General features: G+C 44.2%; 23 protein-coding genes. 12 read left to right on the forward strand and 11 right to left on the reverse strand.

Annotation, left to right across the window (positions count from 1 at the left end; genetic code table 11):
• The first annotated feature begins 12 nt into the window (after positions 1 to 12).
• The 3 genes from NIE32_RS06595 (at position 13) to NIE32_RS06605 (ending at position 2,118) form a co-directional block, all read left to right on the forward strand.
• Positions 13 to 813, forward strand: a complete 801-nt coding sequence (locus tag NIE32_RS06595; RefSeq protein WP_253054107.1) for a PTS mannose/fructose/sorbose transporter subunit IIC — start codon at positions 13 to 15, stop codon at positions 811 to 813.
• 14 nt (positions 814 to 827) lie between these two features.
• Positions 828 to 1,664: a PTS system mannose/fructose/sorbose family transporter subunit IID gene (locus tag NIE32_RS06600; RefSeq protein WP_253054109.1), complete on the forward strand. Its 837-nt coding sequence runs from the start codon at positions 828 to 830 to the stop codon at positions 1,662 to 1,664.
• 76 nt (positions 1,665 to 1,740) lie between these two features.
• Complete coding sequence (locus tag NIE32_RS06605) at positions 1,741 to 2,118, forward strand: hypothetical protein (protein ID WP_253054111.1); 378 nt, start codon at positions 1,741 to 1,743, stop codon at positions 2,116 to 2,118.
• A 490-nt stretch (positions 2,119 to 2,608) separates the two neighbouring features.
• Here NIE32_RS06605 and NIE32_RS06610 read toward each other — a convergent pair whose 3' ends face one another.
• Entirely contained in the window at positions 2,609 to 3,481 is an 873-nt protein-coding gene (locus NIE32_RS06610) for a DMT family transporter (RefSeq protein ID WP_253054113.1), read from the reverse strand.
• 56 nt (positions 3,482 to 3,537) lie between these two features.
• Complete coding sequence (locus tag NIE32_RS06615; RefSeq protein ID WP_253054115.1) at positions 3,538 to 4,149, reverse strand: TetR/AcrR family transcriptional regulator; 612 nt, start codon at positions 4,147 to 4,149, stop codon at positions 3,538 to 3,540.
• 194 nt (positions 4,150 to 4,343) lie between these two features.
• On the opposite strand from NIE32_RS06615, the gene NIE32_RS06620 reads away from it, so the two are divergent.
• The gene (locus NIE32_RS06620) at positions 4,344 to 5,810 is read left to right on the forward strand and encodes an MDR family MFS transporter (RefSeq protein ID WP_253054117.1); all 1,467 of its coding nucleotides are present in this window, start codon (positions 4,344 to 4,346) and stop codon (positions 5,808 to 5,810) included.
• A 397-nt stretch (positions 5,811 to 6,207) separates the two neighbouring features.
• Here the strand turns inward: NIE32_RS06620 and NIE32_RS06625 are convergent, their stop codons facing one another.
• Genes NIE32_RS06625 through NIE32_RS06635 form a run of 3 tightly spaced genes read right to left on the reverse strand, consistent with a single transcriptional unit; the run spans position 6,208 to position 9,158 of the window.
• Complete coding sequence (locus tag NIE32_RS06625; protein WP_253054119.1) at positions 6,208 to 6,630, reverse strand: MarR family winged helix-turn-helix transcriptional regulator; 423 nt, start codon at positions 6,628 to 6,630, stop codon at positions 6,208 to 6,210.
• A 16-nt stretch (positions 6,631 to 6,646) separates the two neighbouring features.
• Entirely contained in the window at positions 6,647 to 8,482 is a 1,836-nt protein-coding gene (locus NIE32_RS06630) for a DHA2 family efflux MFS transporter permease subunit (RefSeq protein ID WP_253054121.1), read from the reverse strand.
• 19 nt (positions 8,483 to 8,501) lie between these two features.
• A complete protein-coding gene (locus NIE32_RS06635) occupies positions 8,502 to 9,158 on the reverse strand; it encodes an HlyD family secretion protein (RefSeq protein ID WP_253054123.1) in 657 nt (218 codons plus the stop codon).
• A 486-nt stretch (positions 9,159 to 9,644) separates the two neighbouring features.
• Here NIE32_RS06635 and NIE32_RS06640 point away from each other — a divergent pair, with 486 nt between their 5' ends.
• Positions 9,645 to 11,240, forward strand: coding sequence for a lactate permease LctP family transporter (locus tag NIE32_RS06640; protein WP_253054125.1), 1,596 nt, complete (start codon positions 9,645 to 9,647; stop codon positions 11,238 to 11,240).
• Positions 11,241 to 11,408: 168 nt separating this feature from the next.
• Here NIE32_RS06640 and crcB read toward each other — a convergent pair whose 3' ends face one another.
• From crcB to NIE32_RS06665, 5 genes are all read right to left on the reverse strand, one after another.
• Positions 11,409 to 11,777, reverse strand: coding sequence for a fluoride efflux transporter CrcB (gene crcB / locus NIE32_RS06645; RefSeq protein WP_253054127.1), 369 nt, complete (start codon positions 11,775 to 11,777; stop codon positions 11,409 to 11,411).
• On the reverse strand, positions 11,774 to 12,160 hold the full coding sequence (locus NIE32_RS06650; RefSeq protein ID WP_253054129.1) for a fluoride efflux transporter FluC: 387 nt from the start codon (positions 12,158 to 12,160) through the stop codon (positions 11,774 to 11,776). Before NIE32_RS06650 ends, crcB begins: the two co-directional genes overlap by 4 nt.
• 279 nt (positions 12,161 to 12,439) lie before the next feature.
• Entirely contained in the window at positions 12,440 to 12,886 is a 447-nt protein-coding gene (locus NIE32_RS06655) for a ferritin-like domain-containing protein (protein WP_253054131.1), read from the reverse strand.
• Between the two features lie 118 nt (positions 12,887 to 13,004).
• Entirely contained in the window at positions 13,005 to 14,099 is a 1,095-nt protein-coding gene (locus tag NIE32_RS06660; protein ID WP_253054133.1) for a metallophosphoesterase, read from the reverse strand.
• 321 nt (positions 14,100 to 14,420) lie between these two features.
• A complete protein-coding gene (locus tag NIE32_RS06665) occupies positions 14,421 to 14,789 on the reverse strand; it encodes a winged helix-turn-helix transcriptional regulator (protein WP_253054135.1) in 369 nt (122 codons plus the stop codon).
• 128 nt (positions 14,790 to 14,917) lie between these two features.
• Between NIE32_RS06665 and NIE32_RS06670 the strand changes: the two genes are divergently transcribed.
• Entirely contained in the window at positions 14,918 to 15,937 is a 1,020-nt protein-coding gene (locus NIE32_RS06670) for a zinc-binding alcohol dehydrogenase family protein (protein ID WP_253054137.1), read from the forward strand.
• Between the two features lie 235 nt (positions 15,938 to 16,172).
• Here the strand turns inward: NIE32_RS06670 and NIE32_RS06675 are convergent, their stop codons facing one another.
• A complete protein-coding gene (locus tag NIE32_RS06675; protein ID WP_253054266.1) occupies positions 16,173 to 17,069 on the reverse strand; it encodes a LysR family transcriptional regulator in 897 nt (298 codons plus the stop codon).
• A 175-nt stretch (positions 17,070 to 17,244) separates the two neighbouring features.
• On the opposite strand from NIE32_RS06675, the gene NIE32_RS06680 reads away from it, so the two are divergent.
• The 6 genes from NIE32_RS06680 (at position 17,245) to NIE32_RS06700 (ending at position 24,147) form a co-directional block, all read left to right on the forward strand.
• On the forward strand, positions 17,245 to 18,432 hold the full coding sequence (locus NIE32_RS06680; RefSeq protein ID WP_253054139.1) for an aminotransferase-like domain-containing protein: 1,188 nt from the start codon (positions 17,245 to 17,247) through the stop codon (positions 18,430 to 18,432).
• Positions 18,433 to 18,462: 30 nt separating this feature from the next.
• Positions 18,463 to 19,383, forward strand: a complete 921-nt coding sequence (locus NIE32_RS06685) for a ketopantoate reductase family protein (RefSeq protein ID WP_253054141.1) — start codon at positions 18,463 to 18,465, stop codon at positions 19,381 to 19,383.
• 164 nt (positions 19,384 to 19,547) lie between these two features.
• Complete coding sequence (locus NIE32_RS14230; RefSeq protein ID WP_290443489.1) at positions 19,548 to 19,682, forward strand: hypothetical protein; 135 nt, start codon at positions 19,548 to 19,550, stop codon at positions 19,680 to 19,682.
• The gene (locus NIE32_RS06690) at positions 19,675 to 20,709 is read left to right on the forward strand and encodes an NADH:flavin oxidoreductase/NADH oxidase (protein WP_253054143.1); all 1,035 of its coding nucleotides are present in this window, start codon (positions 19,675 to 19,677) and stop codon (positions 20,707 to 20,709) included. Before NIE32_RS14230 ends, NIE32_RS06690 begins: the two co-directional genes overlap by 8 nt.
• A gap of 383 nt (positions 20,710 to 21,092) precedes the next feature.
• Complete coding sequence (locus tag NIE32_RS06695; protein ID WP_253054145.1) at positions 21,093 to 22,529, forward strand: DHA2 family efflux MFS transporter permease subunit; 1,437 nt, start codon at positions 21,093 to 21,095, stop codon at positions 22,527 to 22,529.
• 244 nt (positions 22,530 to 22,773) lie between these two features.
• A complete protein-coding gene (locus NIE32_RS06700) occupies positions 22,774 to 24,147 on the forward strand; it encodes an amino acid permease (protein ID WP_253054147.1) in 1,374 nt (457 codons plus the stop codon).
• Positions 24,148 to 24,668: the final 521 nt, after the last annotated feature.

Here is a 24,668-nt window from a genome sequence, read left to right on the forward strand (position 1 = left end):
AGGGTTTTCAGCATGAATACGATGCAGTTTGTTTTAGTTATTCTCGTAGCGCTCATCTGCGGTATGGCGAGTGTAATGGATGAACGTCAGTTTCACCGTCCGATTGTTGCATGTACACTGATCGGCCTTGTTTTAGGAGATTTGCATACTGGTATTATTCTCGGTGGTAGTCTTGAATTAATTGCGTTAGGCTGGATGAACGTTGGTGCTGCAATGGCCCCTGACGCTGCACTTGCTTCAACAATTTCTGCAATCATCGTTATTGTCGGTCATCAATCCATTGGTGAAGGTATTGCCATTGCCGTTCCGCTCGCAGCGGCTGGTCAAGTATTAACGATCTTCGTTCGAACTATTGCCGTATTCTTCCAGCATCAAGCGGATCGCTATGCAGCGGAGGCCAACTTCCGAGGGATTGAGTGGTGCCACTTTGGCGCGCTGCTCTTGCAAGGGCTTCGTGTTGCCATCCCAACAGGCGCTGTTGCGGCAATCGCTGGAACAAGTGTAGTCAATCAATGGCTCGATTCGATTCCACCGGTCATCACACACGGACTTCAAGTCTCCGGCGGATTCATCGTTGTCGTTGGGTATGCAATGGTTATTAATATGATGAAAGCGCGTTCTCTGATGCCGTTCTTCTTCATTGGCTTTACGCTTGCAACGTTTATGACAGGGATTAACCTTGTAGGCTTAGGTATTCTTGCTGCCTGTGCAGCAGTCGTTTATGTCCAGCTGAATCCAGATTTCCATGATTCGATTAAAGCGCCTGCTGCAGCGACGAATGTCGGAACTGACGACGATGATGTATTAGGATAAGGAGGGTGAAGAACATGACAGAATTGAGAAAAGTAGAGCCGTTAACGAAAAGAGATATCCTAAGTACCTATTTCCGAAGCACGTTCATGCTTGGTTCGTTCAACTTTGAACGTATGCAAGCGATTGGATTCTGCGTGACCATGATACCAGCGATCAAACGTTTCTACCATAAAAAAGAAGATCAGGCTGCTGCACTGAAGCGTCATCTTGAATTCTTCAACACAACGCCATGGCCGGCATCAGCAATCTTTGGTGTAACTGCTGCGATGGAACAAAAGAAAGCAGAAGGCGGAGACATCGATGAAGCCGCAATCACGAACGTAAAAATCGGTTTGATGGGACCATTGGCAGGTATTGGCGACCCAATCTATTGGGGAACTGCACGCCCGATTCTTGCAGCGCTTGGTGCATCACTGGCATTGAGTGGAAGCATTCTTGGACCGCTACTCTTCTTCTTTGGTATTAACATCATCCGTTTTCTGACGAGATGGTATGGGTTCCAGGTGGGTTACCGTCAAGGTACGGATATTGTTCAAGACGTTGCAGGCAATCGCCTGAAAAAGTTGACACAAATGGCTTCCGTACTTGGCTTGTTCGTCATGGGTTCGCTTGTATCGAAATGGACCAGTATTAAGATGCCGCTTGTGCTTGTTTCTTACAAACAGGCAGGTCACGTTGTGAATACATCTCTGCAGAACATTTTGGATTCGCTTCTTCCAGGACTCGTTGCCTTGCTGATGACGTTTGCGTGCATGTGGCTTCTGAAACGTAAAGTCAATGCAATCTACATCATCTTTGGCATGTTTGCCATTGGTATTCTCGGTTACTGGGCCGGCATTTTCGGACTATAATTTAAGGAATAACAGAAGTAGGCGCATCATTTGATGATGAATGAGACTTTTTGGAGAACGGCTAGGAGGGGTTTTTATGTTAAACAGCTTGAGAGCATTTTTTGAACCAAAGAATAAACCTGAAGGTTATGTATACAGTTCGGCAAAATTGGTGACAGGACTGATGGTCATCGGTATCCTGTTATATACCATTACTAATGGTTGGGGAACAGTAGTCGCTTTGTCCCTCGCTATTGCCTTACTGATCGGTCGCTATTTGCTGGCGAAACAGGCTGCTGGTGATTTTCGTGATATGCATCATGCAAAAAAAGGGTATGCCAGGACGAGAAACAAAGATTATCTGCGCTTTATTAAAGCGCGTGGCGAACAAATGTTGAATGATAATAAGGTGCTCACCAAAACTGCTAAAGGAGAAATTCATGAACTCCTGGCCTATGCCGCAAAATATCTCTAATTCATATCCGAGAATGATGCCGCAAAACTGAATAAATGAAAGATGAAGCGAAGGGATGAGGTGCCCTTCGCTTTTTGCGTCATGATGAGGATTGAGTTGCCCATCGGTAAAGACGAGATGAGGTAGGGGTAGGGTAGCAGTGTGAATACATCCTTTTTGCAATCTAATTTAACTTGGCCCGCTGCACAAGGGTTTCTGGACAGTATGAATAATGATTTTGTACAGCTGGATCAAACTGGTCTTTAATAAACGCTATCTGATGATCGATCAAATAAAAGGAGACAAGGTTTACGTTGATCATAGTGTTGATTGCAGGCAAAATTACGGATGGCTTTTAGAACAATAATTTTGCCTATGTATAAAAATAATGTTGTTATTAGATCAATACTAAGCCTTCTGAGTGCGAGACACCTGCGTGACCGTTCCAATTGATGCGAGCCAGAGGAGAACCAGCAGCAACGGAAGATTGTACGGTACACCTATGGGCAGATTATTTTGATCCTTTTTGCTTTCTAAATGTATAAGCCAGGGCGATGAAAATGAACAGAATGCCAAGGATCTGCAGATAAGTGGGCACAAATCCAGTGATGAGCACATCGAGTAGGATTGCGACCAAAGGATCCAGATAGGTAAGGGCGGAAATCACGGGCGTACGGAGCGAGCGAATGCTGCCGTAAAACAGCAGATAAACGATACCTGTATGAACAACACCGGTAAAAATGCTGTAAAACCAGTTGGCTGCGGTCAGGTGGTCGAAGTATGAGTAATGAACAAAGGGCAGTAGCATGATCACACCGATAGAAGTCTGGATGATTGTCACTAAGTAGGGACTGGCATGCTTGATATATTTTCCGGTGATGATGACGAAAGCGTACAGTAAAGAAGCAGCAAGCGCATAGAGCGGACCGGTAATTGATTTACCGCTGGTCAGATCATTTATAGTGATGCCTGAAATCAAAACAGTACCGACAAAAGCGAGAACAACGGCGAATATACCGAGTAATTTGATCCGGTCTTTGAAGAAGAGCCAACCGATAACAAGCACGATAATTGGGGCCAGATTATAGATTGAGATCGCAACGGTAATTGCTGTTTTTTCAAATGAGGCAAAGAAAAAAATCCAGTTAAGGACGAGGAACACACCGCCAATTAAGATGGCGGTTATTTCTTTCTTTTGCCATGTTTCCCGCTTGTAGTTCCCGCTGATCAGCCAATAGGCAATAAGAAAAACAGCTGCGCTGATGCAGCGGACAAAGACCAGCTCCAGAGACGGTAGCCCAGACAATCGCGAAAAGAAACCAATCGAACCAAAAATTGTCATAGCAATACTGAGTTTAATGAGAGCGGACGTGTTCACGGACATGTGTACCCCTTTGATACGAAAAATAATACCGGACTTGGATGTTGGTCGTGGTACCTTCATTTTTTCTCAATAAAAAGCGGCTCAAGTAATGTTTTGTTGACGTTTTCAATTACTTCTTTCGCAGAATACCCGTTTTTTTGGCGAAGAAAATTATAGATTTTTGGATTCATAGAAGCGATCAGTGTATGGGCGGTAAAATCTGCATTAATCGGTCGCGATTCTTTTGATTCAATGGCTTCCTCAAGCAACGAGCGAATGGTTTGATGGAGAAAAATATAAGGCGCTTTTTCGTAAAATGGTTTTGTTGTATTTGTGCATGTTATATAAGAATGAATCGTTTCAAAAAGCTGAGTGTGCTTCTCTAGAAATTTTAGATGCAGCTTAAAAAGAGCCTGCATTCTTACTTTTACTGGCTCTGCTTTTAATTCTGCTAAACTTTGGAGCATGTGTTCTTGCAGGGCATGGAAATTTTCACTCATTAATTCAAGGCAAAGGTCGCCCTTATTGGCATAGCGGCGATACATCGTTCCTTGGCCCACATTGGCAGCTTTTGCAATCTGATGCATGCTGACATTCCCAACACCGTATTGAGAGAATAAGGATTCAGTTGTCTGCAAAATTGATTTGCTTATTTCATTTGCATCTCTGCGCTGCGGTTGATCAGACATCCAAAGCAGATCTCCTTTTCATAGACGAGTCAAAGATTTGACAATCGGACAATTGTCCGCTAATATTTTCCTATGCGATCGGACAATTGTCCGATGAACGTAACAATTCCCTTGATTTATTGTAATCATTAATGAAAAACAGGTCAACAATGAGGATCACGAGATCATTGATACGTAAAATTGGAGGATGAGGTATGGCTTTAAATGAAACATCAGACAGTTCTGTTCAAGCAACGTCAATAAAAGCAATTATTGCACCGCTTTTGGCGATCATTGTCGGTATGTTTATGGTTATTCTGGATGGAACGGCAATGAACGTTGCACTTCCCGGACTTGTAAAGGATTTTAATAGTAAGATTTCAGTTGTTCAGTGGGCGGTAACCGGGTATGCACTCGCACAAGCAGCGGTTATCCCGCTTGCAGGTTGGCTCTCTGATCGTTTCGGAGCAAAACGAGTTTTTCTCTTTTCAGTGATCATGTTTACGATTGGATCCGGGTTATGCGCGCTCTCCTCAGGAGTGGAACAGCTTATTGTTTTCCGTGTGCTTCAGGGACTTGGCGGCGGGATGGTTGCGCCTATTGCAATGGCCTTTGTTTACCGTCTGAGTCCTCGAAATAAAGTGGGCGCAGTCATGGGCATGATCGGTATTCCAATGCTCCTTGCTCCGGCGCTTGGACCGGTTTTATCAGGTTGGCTCATAGATAATGCCAGCTGGCACTGGATTTTCTTGATTAATCTGCCAGTTGGTGCACTTGCTGTATTAGCGGGCGTTCGCACGATGCCAAATTTGGAGCGGCAATCTGTGCCTGCATTAGATACTTTAGGTATGTTCCTTGCTCCGATCGCCTTTGCATCTATCGCTTATGGTGTTAGTGAAGGCGGAACAAGCTGGACCTCTACGAAGACAATCACTGGATTGATTGTGGGCGGCATCGCCCTGATTCTTTTTGTTCGTGTAGAACTTCGTCGCAAGCAACCTTTGTTAGAGCTTCGCGTCTTTCGTTCTGCTGATTTTACAAGAGGAATTATCGTTCAATGGATTACGCAAATCGCGTTGTTTGGAACTATGTTCCTTATTCCTCTGTTTCTTCAGGAAGGCAAGGGCTTCAGCGCATTTGAATCGGGAATGTCAGTGCTTCCGCAGGCAATTGCGGCAGGTATCTTTATGCCAATTGGTGGTCGTTTATTTGATCGACTCGGTGCAAGACCTGTTGTCATTACCGGTTTGGTTTTTGTCACATCCGCCACATACTTACTGTCGGGCATATCAGCGGAGGATGGATCACGCGCACTCATTTTGCCTCTAGCACTTCTCGGCGCGGGAATGGGTTTGTCGATGATGCCGCTGAATACGCATATCATTCAGTCTGCACCGCAAAATATTGTCAGCAGGGTAACTTCGCTGACCAATGCTGCGCAACAAGTCATGATGTCGTTCGCTGTTGCCGGTTTGTCGACCATTCTTTCTCAGCGAATGAAACTGCACATGAAAGATGGCGACCAACCGCTGCATGCACTCTCCTCCTCATTTGGGGACACATTCTTTGTTTTAGTTGGAATCGCAATTGTGGGGATGGTTCTGAGCCTCATGCTCAAACGGCCCAAAAAAACAAGTGATGGACCAGAAAATAAAAAAGTGCCGGTAATCGCCGAGCACTAAGATTTTCATAGGTTGATGAAAAACGGGCGGGAGAAATCAATAGATGATTTCTCCCGTCCGTTTTTTTTAAAGATAAGAAAGAAAATAAACTTTTTGCTTAAAAATGAGCGAAGATGCGAGACGCCTGCGGGATCAGCGTGCCAGCGAGACCTCGCAGACTTTTTGCCTGTTCGAGGAGGCTCGCGGTGCGCCCGCGGCAAGCGAGCAATCGGAGCATAATCAACATCGGCATGGCTTAAGGACCGGGCGCTTTTTTTCCGGTTTTTCTTAACTTGTGACGAAAAATGACCTACTGTGAGTCGCGCGAAACGGAATCAAACGTGTGCGAAACCCACTGGAACGTGCGCGCGAAATGTCCAAAACAAAAAAACAACAAGGCCGAATCATGGCCTTGTTGTCAATTAAGCTTTCCAAGAAGCATTGATAATTGTTCGAGTTCTTCATCATTGATCTCTTTAAACATCTCGTTAGCGTATTCTCGACGGACAGCACTTAATTTTTGATAAAGTGCGTTCCCTTCAGCAGTTACGGTCAGTTGAATGATTCGACGATCGGATTCCGAACGTTTCCGTGCAACATAGTTTTTACGAATCAATTTATCGACAACGTTTGTCGCGTAACTTGGAGAAACTTCTAACCGTTTTGCAATTGCCGAAGCGGTCTCAGGCTGATTTTTATAGAGACACGAAAGAAAGAAAAACTCATGTGCGGTCAGTTCGCTTCCCAGCAGATCGTTAATCGTTCGACGGTATCTGCGAATCATAATTGAAAGATTACTTTCGATTTCATGAATCGTGGTTTCTCTATTCGTGTGCGTCACCTGCTCTCATCATTCATTAATCATTTTCAGTTCCTATAGCTTGTTTTTCAGCAATCAGCTTGTTCTTAGATGGTGTTGCTCTTTGAATAAAGAAGGAGAGAATCCAAGCGATCACTGTCAGTAAGGTTGCAACGATAAAAGCATCATTAATCCCTTGAATAGTCGCAAGCTGTTCAATTTTCAGCGTGAGCAGCTGAAGCGCGGTCCCTTGTCCTTGTGCAGCAGATAAGTGGCTCGTACTTGCAAGAGCAAAACCAGCATCCTGCAATTTATGAACCAGTGGTTGATTGCCTAAAGTGACTTGATTGGCGTACTCACCGACGTGATAGGTTGTACGATTCGTCATGACAGTAACCAGAAATGCTGTTCCAAGTGAACCGGCAACTTGGCGCATCGTGTTGGACATTGCCGTACCGTGACTATTGAGTGCTCTCGGCAAGTTATTCAAGCCTTCAGTCATAATCGGCATCATCAGAAGCGACATGCCGAACATGCGCGCTGTGTACAAGAACATAATATGCCCATAAGACATCGAATCGCTCAATTGAGCGAATGCCCAAGTGGTGACGACAGTAATCGCAAGTCCGATAATGGCAAGCGGTCTTGAGCCGATGCGATCAAAAAGAAGCCCGGTAATCGGAGACATCACACCCATGAGTATTGCGCCCGGTAGCAAAAGTAGACCGGATTGAAGTGGCGTAAAGCCACGGATGTTCTGCAGATAGATCGGCAACAAAATCATCGCCGCAAACATAGCCATAGTTACCAGTATATTCACGATGGTTGTAAAAGTAAATATTCTGTATTTAAAGACGCGCAGGTCAAGAAGCGGAGTCTTTGTTGTGAGTTCGTGCCATACAAATAAGATCAGTGCCAAGAGTCCGGTGATCAAACTGGATACAACGAGCGCATCATCCCAGCCATTATTTCCCGCTTCACTGAATGCATAGAGGATTCCGCCAAATCCAATAGTCGAAAGGATGACGCCGAGTCCATCCAGTTTCGGAAAGGACCTGCTTCCGACATTTTTAAGGTAGCGTACAGCCAAGAGTACGTCGAGTGCGCCCAGCGGGAGAACAATCCAGAATAAAATGCGCCAGGAAAAATGTTCGACAACATAACCAGAAAGCGTTGGTCCAACAGCAGGGGCAAAAATCATTGCTAGCCCCATCAATCCCATTGCGCCGCCCCGTTTCTCAGGCGGAAATACAGCAAGAAAGACATTCGTCATGAGTGGCATGATAATCCCTGCACCCGATGCTTGAACAATACGACCAACCATGAGCAGGGTAAAGTTCGGTGAGAGCGCGCAGATCAATGAACCTACTGTGAATAAAGACATCGCGGAAATGAATAACTTTCGCGTGGTAAACGTCTCCATGAGAAAAGCAGTTATTGGGATAAGCACCCCATTCACGAGCATATATCCGGTCGTAATCCACTGAGCGGTGTTTGTTGAAATAGTTAAATCTGTCATCATTTTCGGCAGAGCGACATTCATTAGTGTCTGATTCAGCAAGGCGATAAACGCACCGAGAATCAGTACACCAATAATGGATAGGACATGTGGCGACTCTGTTTGATTTGCAGCAGCAGGCTTGCCACGTGTTTGCTTTTCATTCATCGTTGCTTCTACAGATTCCTGTTGTCTGTGTGTATGCTGATCTGGATGCATCGGTTCCTGATCAAATGCATTTAATGTTGACTGACCTTGATCTGGCACTACATCCTTTGATTGATGATTGAGAACGCTTTTGTTCTGCTTTTTCTTCCGGCGGATACGCAGAAATAGATTGAAAATGATTAAAAAAAGTAAGGCACAACCTGCGTAAATGGAAAGGAACGATGTCATGATATCCCTCCTCTCATCATTAGATATGAATCTTGACGGTGACGTTCATTCCAGGCAGTAACTTTTCACCCTTGTAGCCATCCAGCTTGATTTTTACCGGAACAACTTGTGTGACTTTTGTAAAGTTTCCGTTGCTGTTTGAATTTGCAATTAAAGAGAAGGTTCCTGCGGTTGCCGTGCCAATCTTTTCAACTTTCCCGGTAAACTTCGTTCCTGGGAATGCATCAATAGAAAGATCTACTTTTTGTCCTGTCTTTACTTTATCAATAGACGTTTCATCAATATTCGCAGTAACGTACAAAGCGTTGAGATTGTATGCTTCTGCAAGCTGAGTTCCGGCAGCAACAAATGTATTTTTGATACTACTGTTTAAAGCAATTGTTGCTGATTCCGGCATTTTCACTGCTGTTTTGACTGGCTTCCCATCTGTTCCGGTAGATGCTACATCACCGATAGTTTGATTTTGATTAAATTGGTCCCCTTGCTGGCCTTTCCAATTTACGAGTTTGCCGGATACGGGAGAAGCGATAGAAATGGCTTGACCACTGATCGAGGCATTGTCGGTTTTGACAAAATTTGTTTTTTGGTCATAGTAATAATAACCAACTGCGCCACCGCCGATGAGAATAACAATGACAACAATGTTGATAATAAGCAGACGTACGAAATTACTCATGTTTGAACCCCTTCCAAAATCGTAAATAGTCAATGTGAAAATTAACCGGATTAATAGTTAACTAGATTAATAGTTAACTTAGTTAATTAATTTGTGTGCAAAAGCTACTATAGCACTATTTTCAAACTCCAGCAATACGTGTGAAAATTTTTTTATGGGTAGCTTATAGAGACAAGCATACCCATTTTAAATGATCCGCGGTAAACAGGAGTGCTCAATGGATTGATCAATAAAAGATGTACGATTATTGACATAATGTTGGATAAAAAACTTTGTAAGCGCTGTTATTATAGAGATAGGGACAAGTCCTAAGTGGCTTCTGACAACTTTCCTTATCATGGTATAAAACCAAGCAATGAACACAAAGAAAGTATTGTCACATGACATTTCAGGTGTTAGAAGAGGGGTTAATCCGTTTTAAGTCGGGAATCCTATCCAACAAGTAAGTTTTCGTGATTAACTACGTAGATTGTGGAGGAAATGCCCATGGTATGGACACAGAATTATGATCCAGGACACAATATTTGGATTTCTTCAGCAGTTGCCGCTTTACCTATAGTCTTTTTCTTTTTAGCTTTGACGGTTCTGAAAATGAAAGGACATATGGCCGCATTCTTTACAGTACTCATTGCATTAACTACGGCGCTAATCTTTTATCAGATGCCGGCAAAAACGGCAATTGGTGCCGCAGGGTATGGCGCTGCTTATTCCATTTGGCCAATTGCCTATATTGTTCTTGGTGCTGTCTTCCTCTACAAGTTGACGGTGAAAAGCGGACAGTTTGAAGTGATTCGCGCGTCCATTGTTTCATTAACGGACGATCCGCGCTTGCAGGTGCTCATTGTTGGGTTCATTTTCAATTCGTTCCTTGAAGGCGCAGCCGGGTTTGGCGCCCCCATCGCCATAACTGCCGCATTACTTGTTGGACTTGGATTTGATCCGGTCAAAGCGGCTGGGCTATGCCTGATTGCAAATATCGCTCCCGGATCATTCGGTGCCATGGGCATTCCTATCATTGTTGCAGGTCAGGTGACTGGAATAGCACCTCATTTAATTGCTGCACAACTTTCAACCTATATGCCTTATATCTCGTTCACAGTACCTTTTCTAATTGTGGTGATCATGAGTGGCTTCCAAGGCGTTAAAAAAATCTGGCGGCCGACATTGGTAACCGCACTGTCCTACTCGCTTACTCAGTGGGTGACCATTCGTTTTATAGGTCCGGAGTTACCGGACATTACGTCAGCTATTGTTGCTTTAATCTGTCTTGCAACTTATTTGAAATTAGCAAGACATGAAAACACATCACCTAAGAGCGAACACTTGAGTGTTGTAAAGGTCTTAAAGGGCTGGTCACCATTTATTCTATTAACGCTATTTGTCTTGATCTGGTGTTCAAATGGATTCAAACAATTATTTACTGAATCGGGCATTCTTTCGGGAACGACGGTTACTATTCCCTTTCCCTGGTTGCATAATATGGTATTGAAAGGGGCACCGCTAGTCCCCGAAACAACTCTGTATCCGGCGATCCTTAAACTCGACTTCCTTTCTGCTACCGGAACGGCCATCGCATGTGCTTGCATTACGACAATGGTCTTATTGAAAATTAAACTGCGCGATGCTGGGCAGGTGTTTGTTGAAACGGTTAAAGAACTGATTAAACCGATTCTAACGATTATGTTTGTTCTGTCTTTTGCTTTTATCGCCAATTATTCTGGCGAATCAGCCACACTGGGTATTGCCCTGGCGCATACAGCACGCTATTTTCCGGCAGTGTCACCGATTCTTGGCTGGCTTGGCGTGTTCTTGACCGGATCCGTTGTGTCTGCGAATGCTTTATTTGGTGGGTTGCAACACGCAACTGCCAATCAAATTGGTGTACTCCCACTCATTTTAATCACAGCAAACGTCGGTGGGGGAACAGTAGCCAAAATGTTATCTCCTCAGTCGATTGCCGTTGCAACAGGAGCCGTTGGTCTCGCAGGAAAAGAGGGCATACTTTTGCGCTTCACAATCAAATATAGTGTGGTTTTTCTTGTTATTGTCTGCGCTGTCGCTTATGTCCAGTCCATCATCTAATTAAATGTTGAAAACCGTCCGGATACCCGGACGGTTTTTTAAAAATAAAATAGTATGTCTGATGAGGCTCCTGAATTGCCCGAGGAAAGCGAGCAATGAAGCATAGGTTTTTAGAACTCTAACTGTATAAAGAGTGATAACCATGGACCAGGCAAGACCCGGTTTATCTCAAGATAGAAAATGTGCAGTAGCCTGTCCAAACGTGATCAACAAGATACCAAATACAAAAGTTGCACCCGCATAGCACACAAAAAGAGCGTACCTTTTTTTGCGTAAAAGGTGGATGTTTTCTGCATTAAAGGTGGAAAAGGTAGTGAACGTACCAATGACTCCGGTAGACAGCATTAAGAGTAGATGCTGATCTAGTGGGAAACCGACAACAAGGCCGAGCACAAAGCAGCCGATCATATTGATTGAAAAAGTTGCAATTGGAAATGCCTGTTTTTTCTCTCGATCAATTTTTTTTGAGAGGAGGGCCCGTCCCAATACACCGCAAATGGCACCTATTGCAACCATCAATGCATTGAATAGCATCATTTTGCCTCCTCTTTTAGATGAAATAAAGTGTTACTGACGCGATCACCAAGCCAGCAAGCGAGGAGCCCGCTTGATACTGTGAGGGCAAAGTAGACGGCTGCGATCAGAACATTGCCGCCTTGAATAAAGTGAATAACCTCAAGTAAAAAAGCGGAAAGTGTGGTGAACGATCCGATAAAACCAGTGCTGATTGCCCCACGCCATTGTGGAGATAAATTCCGAAAGAAGCGGGATGACTGCGCAAAGAAGGTAATAAAGAAACAACCCAGTATATTAATGAGCAGTGTGGCTAGTGGTAGAGGATCAGGATGAATCAGACATTCGAGAAAGTACCTGGAGAGTGCGCCAAGCATACCAAAGACAATAAGCAGTAAATAAGACAAAACAATTCCTCCCTAATGATCAAAACGAAAAAACGCCCACCTAAAAAAACCTTACGAAAAGGGCTCAAGGCAGACGTATGAAACAGACTTCATTCAACAGTTGAACGAGCGCCATCGCCTATTTTCACACAAAAAATAAAGGTACGTAAAACATAGGATCAGCCGGTGCCCAAGGCTTGGTAGCATCCTATTTTCTATAAATGAGCATAACGCTGATTCCCGGCATGAGCAACTCGATAACGGTCATGTGATCTTTTTTTGGGTCAATGGGCTCTGTGTCTATTCGCTGAGCGATGTTTCCATAAATCCGACACGAATCGCGTGTTTGATTTCATCTGTGAATGCTCGAAGAAAAACATCGCGGAGCATCGGATCTTGGGTCATTAAATAGTAATTTCTGTATTTTTCATAATCTTCGAGTTCGTCCCGGTAAGCAATCTTCAAACCCTCGCGAAAAGAAGAGAACTGAACCGGTGTGATTTGATACACGGGTTGCTGTCCGGTTAGCCGCGCATAGAGACCACTAAATAAGCGGAAATGCTCCTCTTCATCGCGACGATTGGCTAAAATAGCATTGCGCATTTCCGGAGTAGGTGCAGCTGCTGCGAGGCGTGTATAAAAATCTACCCCGGTGGCCTCTCCTTTAATAGAACCAAGAATTTGAGCAATTAATGGGTTCATGGGTTCTTGGGCGGATTGACGATAAAATTGTTCTGCATCGTACATGGTATCACTCACCTCATCATTTGTTTTCAATGATAGGTTATGACAGATACACATTGGGGTGCGAAAATGGGCAGCTTTGGACATTGGTTGGGATAGAATCTTACGATGCAATAAAGAATCAGAAGCAGTATTTGGGTACCCAGCCGACGGCTCCATTTTTCTTGATTAATGTATAGCCGGCACATTTGTTATCGATGATTGCTACCTGGTCCTGAGCAGACACGCTAAGACCGGACGCGCTTAAATCGCCTGCTACATAAGATCCGTCTTCTTTTTGGGTGAGGTATTCGTTCTTTAACCATTGTTTAAGCCCGAGAGCGATATTCTCACAAAGGCTGAAGTATTTTCCTTTTTCCAGGAGCCTTACCTTGTAATTGGGATAATTGAGTGTACCCACGAATCCATCCGGTGCAGTATAGGAGTGTCTTATCGTTTCAACACGTTGGAAATGATCAACGTACGTACTGCTGATTTGGTCGCCTTGGGGACGGCGTTCAATAATTAATGCGTTTAATTGTCCGTCAAAGCGCACCTGATTTCCACCATCAATGCTGATGATTCGTTTTGTCAAATCAATAATCGGATTGTGGCTGGATAGGGTGTTCGCACGATAATTGACTACCGGCCAATGCCCAACGATGACAACTTTTTCCGCTTGATGCGTGCCCGTGTAAAAATGAGGCAGAGAAACTGCTGATCGGTGACTGGTTTCCTGCCAATCTTCTCGGTCATCAAGACCTGCATGAATGAAAAGGTAGCGATCAGAGTCAAGTGCGGTAGGTAGAGAGAAGAGCCAATCGAGTTCGCTGCCGCAATGTTCTGTATAGAATGTGCTCAACTGCTGCACGGAATCGAAATCAGCGATGGTTTTGCCGTTTTCCTGCAGCCACTCATTCATAATGGAATGCGGGTGTTGTGCCAAGTGACCAAAGACATCAGGGTCGTGATCAAAGACATGATGGATGAGACGGTCGCAATTGCCTTCAGTAAGATAAACGTGATTATTCTCATCCATGAGTTTTTTCGCGTAGCGGATCACGCCGAGACTGTTCGCACCTTTCTCACATAAATCGCCGTTAATAATTAATGTATCATCTAAAGTGTAGTGCACCTTTTTAAGAAGCGCTTGAAAAAGCTGCAGATCACCGTGAATGTCTGAAATCACGAGTACACGTCCCGTTTCAGGAAGCGTGATCTTTTTGATATGAATCATGAATAATCTCCTTTACCCGATAGCTTACCTAGAGCTATTATAACGAACTCGTCTATGAAATTGGACCATCAGGTTCTGCTTTATCACTGACCGAATCGGTGATACTGGAATGGGGAAAGGTGCTCAGATAAAGTGAGGACAAGACGATGACAAGGAGGGGAAAGCGCATGAAAAAAGACATTGCGCTTGGCCAGAACTGGATATGTGCATGAGATTCAAAAAGTCGCGCATAGAACAAGATATTTCGCGCATTGGATCCACATTTTTGCACATTAATCCAGAAATTTCGCGCATAAGCTGTAGCCAGGTCCGCATATGTACTCAAGCCTTGTTCTGATCAACATCTTCCAGCTGTTGTTCTTGATGATGCTCGTAACGATCGCCCCAACGTTTCATTTCTTGAATGATCGGTTTTAGTGTTTCGCCGAATGCAGTAAGCGAATATTCGGTTTTAGGTGGAACGACGGGATAAACCTCACGGTGAATGACGCCGTCTTTTTCCAATTCTCGAAGTTGGAGGGTCAGCATACGCTGACTGATTCCAGGCATCAAGCGGCGCATTTCGTTGAATCGGCAGGTCTTGTTCATGAGGTGATACAGAATAACGCCTTTCCATTTTCCACCGATAATATCAAGCGTGGTCTCTACGGGACAGTGCTTGCACGCATAGCCTGCTTTCCGATTACGCATCAAGAAAACCCTCCTTAGTTACATTCATGTGCCTACGTCACGTGAATGTGCGTTCTATTCGTAATGCTTTAGAGCCATTATACTATAAGTGTACATGAAGAAAAGAAGATAAGCCGGGAGGCATGAAGATGAAAGCATATGGCACATTAGATGTAACAAAGATAACAGACCCAAAGAGCATTGTTCCAATAGAGATTCCCAATCCAACACCAACCGAACATGATTTGCTCGTTCGTGTTAAAGCCGTATCGGTAAATCCGGTTGATACTAAGGTGCGCAACGCAAGAGATGGATTGACCAATGGTGCCCGTATCGTTGGCTATGATGCAAGCGGAATTGTTGAAGCGGTTGGGGAAAAAGTGACGCTCTTTAAACCGGGAGACGCTGTCTATTATGCAGGAGCGATTCAACGCAAAGGGACAAACGCAGAATTACATCTTGTTGATGAACGTATCGTTGCGGCGAAACCAAAGCATTTGGATTTTCTGACCGCAGCGGGTATGCCCTTGACGAGCATCACGGCGTATGAAGCACTCTTTGAACGGTTACCTTTCAGTGCAGAACATCCGGAACAAAATAAGGGCAAACGCTTGTTGATCATTAACGGTGCCGGCGGTGTAGGTTCGATCGCGATCCAGCTGGCGAAATGGGCCGGTATCCATGTCACAGCTACAGCTTCGCGGCCCGAGACTGTCGCTTGGGTAAAGGAACTCGGTGCAGATGAAGTCATTAATCATCGCCATGCATTCAAGGATGAATTTGAGGCACTACCTTTTGACTCCGTTGACGCCATACTTTGCCTGAATAACACCAAAGGACATTGGCAGAACATGGAGGATGTGATTAAACCGCAAGGCCATATTTGCTCGATTGTGGAAATTGGCGCCGGCATTAATCTTGATCTGCTTAAGCCGAAGAGCATTACCTTTAGCTGGGAATTTATGTTCACGCGTCCGAAGTTTGAGACCGATGACATGATTGAGCAGCACAAACTTTTAGAAAAAGTAGCGGTACTTCTAGACAACGGTGTAATCAAACCAACCGTTAAAAAGAAATTAACACCGCTCAATGCGGAGAATCTTCGTCAGGCACATGAGTTGGTAGAAAGTGGAAAAATGATTGGAAAAATTGTCATCGGTGAAAATTAATATCAAAAAATAGAACTGCCCTTGGATTAATAGGAGGGCAGTTTTGTTTTGCTAAGAGAATAAGAAACATTCGTGACCCCTTGGAGCGGTGAGACTGCGCAGATAACCAACGAATGGACTATTCTCGATAAGACCGGATTGTTTTATGTAACAGTCGAACTATCGGACGTAATGATCGAATTTTTCCCGAAACGAACGAATTACACCATAATAGTAAATTATTCAGGAACACAAGTTATTGGCCGTTTAGATTATTCAGCCCGCTTTTTTCCACAAACTCAAGGATATGGTCATACATTTTTAGAGCAGCCGGGGACAAATACTGCTTTTTAAGTGAAGCGAGACCGATGATTCGATGTTCCGCAGGTTTAAATGGATACACGCCGACATCTGCATGATTTTTTGTAAGTACAAGTTGAGGAAGAATGCCAATGCCGAGTCCGCTTTCCACCATTGCGACAATGGATTGATCATCAATACTGTAGAACTGGGAATGTACGGACAGTCGATGTTTATGCAACAATGCTCTAATTTCTTTCATGTAATCATCACGTTGAAGAATGAAACTCATGTCCTTGATTTCCTCAACAGTGACATAGTTCGCGTGCTGAGGGCGGAAATCTCTGGGCGTGACGCAGAGCAATGGATCCATGGTCAATGGTGTGACCGTTATCTTTTCTTCAGCAGGGAGAGAGATAAAGCCAAGATCAATCGCCCCGGACTTGATCCATCCGACCACATCCTCATAACCACCTTGGAAGATGATAATCTTTATTTCTGGGAAGAGCCGGCGAAACGATTTTACAATTTCAGGGATCCAGTTAATACAAATACTGCTATAGGTGCCAATGCGCACGACTCCTTTTTCCAAACCTTGAATATGTGCGGCTTCCTGTTTCAATCGTTCTTCACTATTAAGCACTGCGCGAACATGCGGTAAGAGATTCTGTCCCTCAAGTGTAAGGCGTACACCGGTCCGATCTCGAATAAAAAGTGCCACACCCAATCGCTGTTCAAGGTTGGTGATGGAGTGGCTGATCGCTGATGGCGTGAGGTTGAGCACCTCTGCAGCTTTGAGAAAACTTTTTTGTTCGGCGACGGTGTCGAAGACGGAATAAGCGAGCAAAGACATCGACAAGATCCAACCCTTCATTAAAGTGAAATAAATTCATCTATACGTGAATAAGATGACGTTTACTTTAGCTTACTAACAGATTACTATAAATGCAGGTAAAGATAAATCGTAACTTTGTATCACATAGAGTGGATGGTTTCCTTACAAATAATGGTACGGGGAGAATAAGAGGATGATTGATTTGTATTCAGAGCGAATGAACGAAGTGAAGCCGTCTGCTATACGGGAGTTATTGAAATTAGGTGCTGATCCGGACGTTATTTCCTTTGGCGGCGGCTATCCGGATCCAAATCTATTTCCAACAGATCAACTTAGCCTCGTCTATGCGCATGTTCTTAAAGAACAAGGCAAGCAGGCATTGCAATACACGATTTCAGAAGGACTTCCTGCGCTTCGGGAAAAACTGGTCAAACGCATGGAACGTGTAGGTGTTACTTGCGGACTGGACAATCTATTTCTTTTACAAGGAAGTCAGCAAGGGTTAGATCTTGTTGCGAAAATGTTGTTGAATCCCGGAGATGTCGTGATTACGGAAAATCCTACATTTTTAGGTGCACTGATTGCTTTTAATGCCTATCAACCGAACTATGCTTCCGTTTCCATGGATGAGGAAGGTATGGATATGGATGAACTCGAATCAGTACTTAAGGCAAATCCTCGTGCGAAGATTATTTACACAGTGCCGACATTCCAGAATCCTACCGGTGTGACAATGAGTCTTGCACGTAGAAAGCGACTTGTTGCGCTTGCCAACCAATACAATGTGATCATCTTGGAAGATGATCCGTACCGTGAAATTCGCTACGAAGGCGAACCACTTCCGAGTATTAAGAGCTTGGATACCGAAGGAAGAGTGATTCACCTCGGCAGTTTTTCAAAAATACTGAGTCCGGGCATGCGCCTTGGTTGGGTGATTGCTGAGAACGAATTGGCCGAAAAGCTCTGCCTGTTAAAAATGGCTGCAGATACACAGAATTCTACCCTGAATATGTACGCAGCAAACCTGTTCCTAGAGCGCTATGATATTGATGCACATATAACGCGTATCCAAAAGGTGTATAGGAAGAAGAAACAGATCATGTTGGATGCATTTAATACTTATTTACCGAAAAGTGTTCGTTACACGAATCCACAAGGCGGACTATTTACATGGTTAACCCTCCCGGAAACGGTGGACACCACGAAATTGATGAAGGAACGTGTGCTTCCTGAAGCGAAAGTAGCGTATGTTCCCGGCGCAACCTTCTATCCTTTGCGTCAAGAAACCAATCATTGCCGATTTAACTATTCATGCATGTCCGAAGAAAAAATTGTGAAAGGCATTGCGGCGTTTGGCAACATTTTGCAAGAGTATTGCTAATTGGATCATAGAAGCTGAGGAGGAGACTCTATGGAAATCAAGACCGTAGCGATTGTTGGCTTGGGTGCATTGGGCATTATGTATGGGAACCATCTTGTTGATCGTTTGGGCGTTGATGCAGTACGTATTGTTGCTGATCATGATCGCATTGAGCGCTATAAGAAAGACGGCATTTTATGTAACGGTGAGCCTTGCACATTTCGCTATGTCGATGCTAATGAACCTATGGAACCTGCGGATTTGCTCATTTTTGCGGTAAAATACACCGGATTGAAAAGTGCCATTGCCAGTGCGAAAAATCAAGTGGGGAAACAGACGATCATTCTTTCCGTGCTGAACGGGATTTCGAGTGAACAGGTAATTGGTGAGACATTTGGTTTCGACCAACTGCTCTATTGCATTGTTGCAGGAATGGATGCTTCCAAAGTCGGTAATGAACTCATCTATAAAAATCTCGGTTTTATCAGCTTTGGCGAAGCAAATGATGTGCGTAGCGCCAAAGTACAAGCACTTGCTCATTTCTTTGATAAAGTCGCCATGCCCTATGAAATTCCTGAACATATGATGCACAAAATGTGGAGCAAGTTGATGGTCAATACGGGTGTCAATCAATCGACCGCAGTATTCGCAACGAATTACGGTGGAATACAAGTTCCGGGCAAGCCACGCGATACTGTAATCGCTGCGATGAAAGAGGTTGTCAAGGTTGCTAATAGCGAAGGCGTGGATCTTCAAGAATCTGAAATCGCCGGGTGGCTGAAGATCAACGATGCACTGAATCCTGAAGGCATGCCATCGATGCGCCAGGATACCTTACAGAACCGGCCGACTGAAGTCGAATTGTTTGCCGGAACAATTCGCAAATTGGGCAAGAAACATGGCATTCCAACGCCGGTGAATGATTTCCTTTATACGAAGATCAGGGAAATAGAATCCTCATATGCGAATTAAGAAATGGGAATAAAGCCGAATGTCACTGGGACATTCGGCTATTTTTTTAACTGCAAGCCTTTTATTTGGTATGGATCAAACGAATCTGCTACGATTTAGATGAAGTTTCCAATTTATGATCGATCCGGTCATGCAAACTTAGAAGCAATGAACGAGGACTCGTGATGTTGCTCTTAAATCCGATTTTCTTATTAATAGTCATGACCGAAAAAGTATCGGAAACGGATAAGAAAAATAAGCGATTCGTTGGTGTTGTTTGCTCATTGAAATTTTACTTAAGGAGTGATCAAGATGATTGATCTTTTTACACCATGGACATTCAAAGGTTTGGAATTAAAGAATCGGGTAGTCATGCCACCGATGTGCCAGTACTCGGTGGAGAAAAAAGATGGCATTGCAACCGATTGGCACTTTGTGCACTATGTCAGCCGTGCGATTGGCGGAGCTGGCCTCGTGATCATTGAGATGACGGATGTTGAACCGGATGGACGAATCTCTGATAATGATCTTGGCTTGTGGTCTGATGATCAGATTCCGGCATTGGCAAGAATTGTGGACGCCTGCCATCGTTACGGAGCAAAGGTTGCTGTTCAAATCGCGCATGCCGGACGAAAAGCTGAAGATGCGGCAGTTCCTGTTGCCCCCTCAGCCATAGCCTTTAACGATCAGTATAAGACGCCCCGTGCATTAACAACGGATGAAGTAAAAGCAATGCCTGAGAAATTTGCACAAGCAGTGAAACGTGCGATTAAAGCCGGCTTTGACACGATTGAACTGCATGGTGCACACGGCTATCTGATTCATCAATTCCAATCTCCTTATACAAATAAACGCACGGATGAATACGGCAAGGACCTCTTTAAATTCGGCTCCGAAGTGGTGCAGGCCGCGCGTAGTGAAATGCCTACGGATATGCCACTGATTATGCGCATTTCGGCGATTGAATATGTGGATGGTGGTTATGGTCTGGATCATAGTATTGCATTCTCTAAAGTGTACAAAGATGCAGGGGTTGATGTATTCCATATCAGCGCAGGCGGCGAAGGACCGATTGCAGCCGCTGGAAAACCTGGAACACATGCCGCTTATCAAGTACCTTTTGCCCGCACAATTAAGGAAGCGGTTGGCGCGCCTGTTATTGCCGTTGGCCGCTTGGATGATCCTGTCTTAGCTAACGCTGTTATTGGTAATGAAGAGGCTGATCTTGTCGCAGTTGGCCGCGGCATGCTCCGCAATCCATATTGGACACTTGAAGCAGCAACGCAGCTACATAAGGAAACAAACATACCGCGCCAATATCAATTCGGATTCCCTTCCCGTCATTAAGTCTGATTTTATATAAAGAACTCTATGAAAAGTTTTCTCTAATAATAGAGAAAGCTTTTTTGCTTTATCCGGAAAAAGTAACGATTACCCAAATTCGTAACGAACAAACCAAATCGTAACGAACCCTGAAAAAATGGTAACGAACAAAGAAAAAGTAGTAACCATCCGATTGAGACACTCCACCGCAACCTCCAGCATCGAACATTTTCATCTCAATCGACCAATTTTCGTTGTGGTGATTTTAGAAAAAATGCGGTTTGTAATGAATAAATCGAGCAATACTATCATTGGTGAAATGAACGAGGACGTGGAACGTACATTTCTTTAAGACAAGGAGGCCTTATCACTTTTAGAAAATTGGTTCTTGAAGGAGTATGTTAGGAATGCCTGCAAAAAATGTGGAAGGTCATACATACAATCGTCCGTTATTGATCGTTGTGCTGCTTGTCGGAAACTTCGGAATGATGATTAACCATACTATGCTGGCAACGGCGCTCCCAGACATGATGAAGGATTTCAACGTAGATGCAGCAGACGGTCAATGGTTGACTTCAGGATTTTTGCTCATGAATGGGATCTTGATTCCCATTGCAGCCCTGCTTATGAGCAAGATAAATTCGCGAAAGCTCTATCTCATGTCAATCATTTTACTCCTGCTGGGTACGCTTTTGTCAGCTGTCGCCATTAATTTTGGTTGGCTTCTTTTAGGACGAATGATTCAGGGAACGGGTACGGGCATCATGATTCCGCTCATGCAGACGATCTTTTTGCTCCTTTTTCCAAAAAATAAAAGGGGTTTTGCCATGGGCCTAGACGGGCTTGTGATTGCTTTCGGACGCGCGGTAGGGCTGACGCTCTCTGGTTGGATGGTTGATCATTTTCACTGGCGTATTCTATTCTGGTTATTAATTCCTCTGTTACTTGCCGTCATGTTCCTGGCGTTCACAACCATGCGATCAATGATTCCGTTAAACCATTCACGCATTGACTATCCATCAATTGTTTTATCATCTCTAGGATTTGGTGCGTTGCTTTATGGATTCAGCAGTGTGGGCAACCATGGTTGGACGAATGTGCATGTGATCGGGGGGTTGCTTATTGGGGCGATTTTTTCATTACTCTTTATCATGAGACAGTTAACAATTAAAGAACCGATTCTAAATTTGACTGTGTTCAGATCTAAAATGTTCAGTCTGTCTGTAATTGTGAGCGGAACAGTGATGACGGTCATAACCGGTACTGAATTGGTTCTTCCGTTATACATCCAGAACTCGAGGGGAGAAAGTGCTTTTTTTTCCGGACTGATCATCATGCCTGGGGCAATCCTGATGGGGTTATTGTCTCCGGTAACAGGCATCATTTTTGATAAAATTGGTGCACGAAAATTGGTGATTTCCGGAATGAGTCTCCTTACCTTGGGAACTATTCCATTTATGTTTCTGACGATGTCTACGACATATAGCGAAATTCTTATTTTCTATGCGGTACGGTTTTTGGGTGTTGCTATGGTAATGATGCCGATGACAACCGCTGGCTTGAATACATTACCGAACGCGCTGATCAGCGATGGAACGGCGGTAAACAATACGGTTCGCACGATCGTGGGATCAATTGGCACATCACTCATCATCAGTGTCATGTCTGATGTCACCCAGAGTGAGACTCCGGAAAAAGGGATGATGAGCAATGATCCATCACTTTACCATGTTTTAAAGACAGACGCCGTACTTAATGGTGTGAATGCTGCATTTATCGTTGCAGTTTGTTTCTGCGTATTGACGTTGGCCCTTACTTTTTTCATTAAAGAGTCCCGTAAATAATGTGTGAAACTCAGTGAATAAGGGCATGATTATTGAAAAAGTTCCCTGATCTGAAAAGGATAAGATATATGGGTCTGCTTGACAGCATTAGTGAATCCTTTATAATATGTTATACCGCTCTTCAGACAGGCAATAGGCTTTGTACTTTAAAGCGATTATCTGTCGAAAAGGCGTATTTTTTTGCAAATAAGCTTTATCGCTTTAAAGTGTGTTTGCGAGAAACATAGAGAGAAAGGATACGAGAATGATGCGTACAACAGAAGGGAAGAAAGAAACATTGAAGCGCGGGTTGTTGCCGCGTCACATTATGTTCATGGCAATGGCCGGGATGATTGGTACCGGTATTTTTAAGGGGAGCGGCGATACGTTAAACATCGCGGGTCCAAGTGTAACGATCGCCTATCTGATCTGTGGCTTGATTTTATTTATTGTCATGGTTGCACTCGCTGAGCTGGCAATCGCGTACCCGGGCATGAACATTCAACATTTGATGCATAAGGCGTTCGGATTTCGTGTATCGATCATGGTCGGCTGGCTGTACTGGATTAACTGGATGCTGGTCACCATTGTAGAAATTTTGGCTGCAGGAAGCTTTCTCCAGTATTGGTTTCCACATGCACCATTGTGGGTGCTGGCGGGATTGTGCGGATTGTTTATAGTCGGAATTAACTTGTTCCAAGTGAGTCTGTATGGTGAATTTGAATTCTGGTTTGCTGGGATCAAGATTGCGGCAATTATTGTCTTCATAATACTGGGTCTGTTAATTTTGTTCGGGATTATTCCAAGCCCGGCTAATCCGGTAAAAAATATATTTGGTTATGGCGGCTTTTTTCCGCATGGTTTTGGTGGAATGATCCAGGCATTTCTCGTCGTCATTTTCTCTTATGGCGGTTCGGAATTAATTGGGCTTACGGTTACTGAAGCCAAAGATGTGGAACATGTCCTGCCGAAAGTGATCAAGAGTGTTGTCTCACGTGTTGCCATGTTCTATATTTTACCGATCATTATTATTTGTGGGATTATGCCTTGGAATAGTGTTTCGGCGACGGAGAGCAGCCCGTTTGTCCAAGTCTTTGAGACAGTCGGACTCCCAGGTGTGCCCCATCTGATGAATTTCGTCTTGCTGACGGCCGTGTTGTCTGCAGCAAATTCAGGGATCTATGCAACCACACGAACACTGTACGCAATGGCTGAGCGCGGCGAGGCACCAAGTTTTGTTCGTAAATTATCGAAAAGCGGTGTGCCACTTGGTGGGCTTGCACTCACGACAAGCTTTTTAGTCGTCGGTGTGATCATGGCTTACATTGCTCCGGGTCAGATCATCAATCAATTGATGAGCATACCAGGATTCACTGTTTGCCTTGTATGGATTGCAATCTGTACCGCCGAACTGAAACTACGTCCAACGTATGAACAGCTACCGTTCTTTAAAATTGTCGGGTTCCCATATATGACGATCTTAGGTATCGCTTCATTATCCGCGATTTTCTTATCGTTTATCATCAACAGTGCGAATCGAGTGGGAACACTCACGAGCTTAGTAATTATGGCATTCCTGGTTACCGTTTCCTTTGTGGTGAAGCAGACGAAGCCAGCACCGAACAAGAACCAATCATGAGTTAAACGAAAAGAGGAAGCTGCTCAACCTTGGGCAGCTTCTTTTTCTATCTGCTGAGTCGGGCACAATGAGACAAAATGGTGGCCAGGCTGGACAATTAATAAAGAGAATCTGACACAAACGTGGAGAAACGTGACCAAAACGTGGACGGATCGGATACAGATGCAGAGGAACGGGCCAAAAACAACTTGGAATGGGACAAAACAGGCTAGGAATGGGACAAAAAGCGAGAAGAACCGGACAAAAGAGGAACAATGCCCCAGTTTGAGTCTGGGAGCAGGACAAAAAAGCATAGGAACGGGCCAAAAACAATTTGGAATGTGCCAAAAACGAATTGGAATGGGACAAAAAGCGAGAAGAACCGGACAAAAGAGTAACAATGCCCCAGTTTGAGTCTGGAGCAGGACAAAAAAGCATAGGAACAGGCCAAAAACAATTTGGAATGGGACAAAACAGGCTAGGAATCGGACAAAAGAGGAACAATGCCCCAGTTTGAGTCTGGAGCAGGACAAAAAAGCATA

Origin of the sequence: Sporolactobacillus kofuensis, from assembly GCF_024125425.1 — a bacterium.
GTDB lineage: Bacteria > Bacillota > Bacilli > Bacillales > Sporolactobacillaceae > Sporolactobacillus > Sporolactobacillus kofuensis.

Excerpts from the sequence above, each read along its gene's own strand:
- NIE32_RS06595 (WP_253054107.1), top strand. The coding sequence starts at position 13 with ATGAATACGATGCAGTTTGTTTTAGTTATTCTCGTAGCGCTCATCTGC.
- NIE32_RS06600 (WP_253054109.1), top strand. The coding sequence starts at position 828 with ATGACAGAATTGAGAAAAGTAGAGCCGTTAACGAAAAGAGATATCCTA.
- NIE32_RS06605 (WP_253054111.1), top strand. The coding sequence starts at position 1,741 with ATGTTAAACAGCTTGAGAGCATTTTTTGAACCAAAGAATAAACCTGAA.
- NIE32_RS06610 (WP_253054113.1), bottom strand. The coding sequence starts at position 3,481 with ATGTCCGTGAACACGTCCGCTCTCATTAAACTCAGTATTGCTATGACA.
- NIE32_RS06615 (WP_253054115.1), bottom strand. The coding sequence starts at position 4,149 with ATGTCTGATCAACCGCAGCGCAGAGATGCAAATGAAATAAGCAAATCA.
- NIE32_RS06620 (WP_253054117.1), top strand. The coding sequence starts at position 4,344 with ATGGCTTTAAATGAAACATCAGACAGTTCTGTTCAAGCAACGTCAATA.
- NIE32_RS06630 (WP_253054121.1), bottom strand. The coding sequence starts at position 8,482 with ATGACATCGTTCCTTTCCATTTACGCAGGTTGTGCCTTACTTTTTTTA.
- NIE32_RS06635 (WP_253054123.1), bottom strand. The coding sequence starts at position 9,158 with ATGAGTAATTTCGTACGTCTGCTTATTATCAACATTGTTGTCATTGTT.
- NIE32_RS06640 (WP_253054125.1), top strand. The coding sequence starts at position 9,645 with ATGGTATGGACACAGAATTATGATCCAGGACACAATATTTGGATTTCT.
- crcB (WP_253054127.1), bottom strand. The coding sequence starts at position 11,777 with ATGATGCTATTCAATGCATTGATGGTTGCAATAGGTGCCATTTGCGGT.
- NIE32_RS06655 (WP_253054131.1), bottom strand. The coding sequence starts at position 12,886 with ATGTACGATGCAGAACAATTTTATCGTCAATCCGCCCAAGAACCCATG.
- NIE32_RS06660 (WP_253054133.1), bottom strand. The coding sequence starts at position 14,099 with ATGATTCATATCAAAAAGATCACGCTTCCTGAAACGGGACGTGTACTC.
- NIE32_RS06665 (WP_253054135.1), bottom strand. The coding sequence starts at position 14,789 with ATGCGTAATCGGAAAGCAGGCTATGCGTGCAAGCACTGTCCCGTAGAG.
- NIE32_RS06670 (WP_253054137.1), top strand. The coding sequence starts at position 14,918 with ATGAAAGCATATGGCACATTAGATGTAACAAAGATAACAGACCCAAAG.
- NIE32_RS06675 (WP_253054266.1), bottom strand. The coding sequence starts at position 17,069 with ATGTCTTTGCTCGCTTATTCCGTCTTCGACACCGTCGCCGAACAAAAA.
- NIE32_RS06680 (WP_253054139.1), top strand. The coding sequence starts at position 17,245 with ATGATTGATTTGTATTCAGAGCGAATGAACGAAGTGAAGCCGTCTGCT.
- NIE32_RS06685 (WP_253054141.1), top strand. The coding sequence starts at position 18,463 with ATGGAAATCAAGACCGTAGCGATTGTTGGCTTGGGTGCATTGGGCATT.
- NIE32_RS14230 (WP_290443489.1), top strand. The coding sequence starts at position 19,548 with ATGTTGCTCTTAAATCCGATTTTCTTATTAATAGTCATGACCGAAAAA.
- NIE32_RS06690 (WP_253054143.1), top strand. The coding sequence starts at position 19,675 with ATGATTGATCTTTTTACACCATGGACATTCAAAGGTTTGGAATTAAAG.
- NIE32_RS06695 (WP_253054145.1), top strand. The coding sequence starts at position 21,093 with ATGCCTGCAAAAAATGTGGAAGGTCATACATACAATCGTCCGTTATTG.
- NIE32_RS06700 (WP_253054147.1), top strand. The coding sequence starts at position 22,774 with ATGATGCGTACAACAGAAGGGAAGAAAGAAACATTGAAGCGCGGGTTG.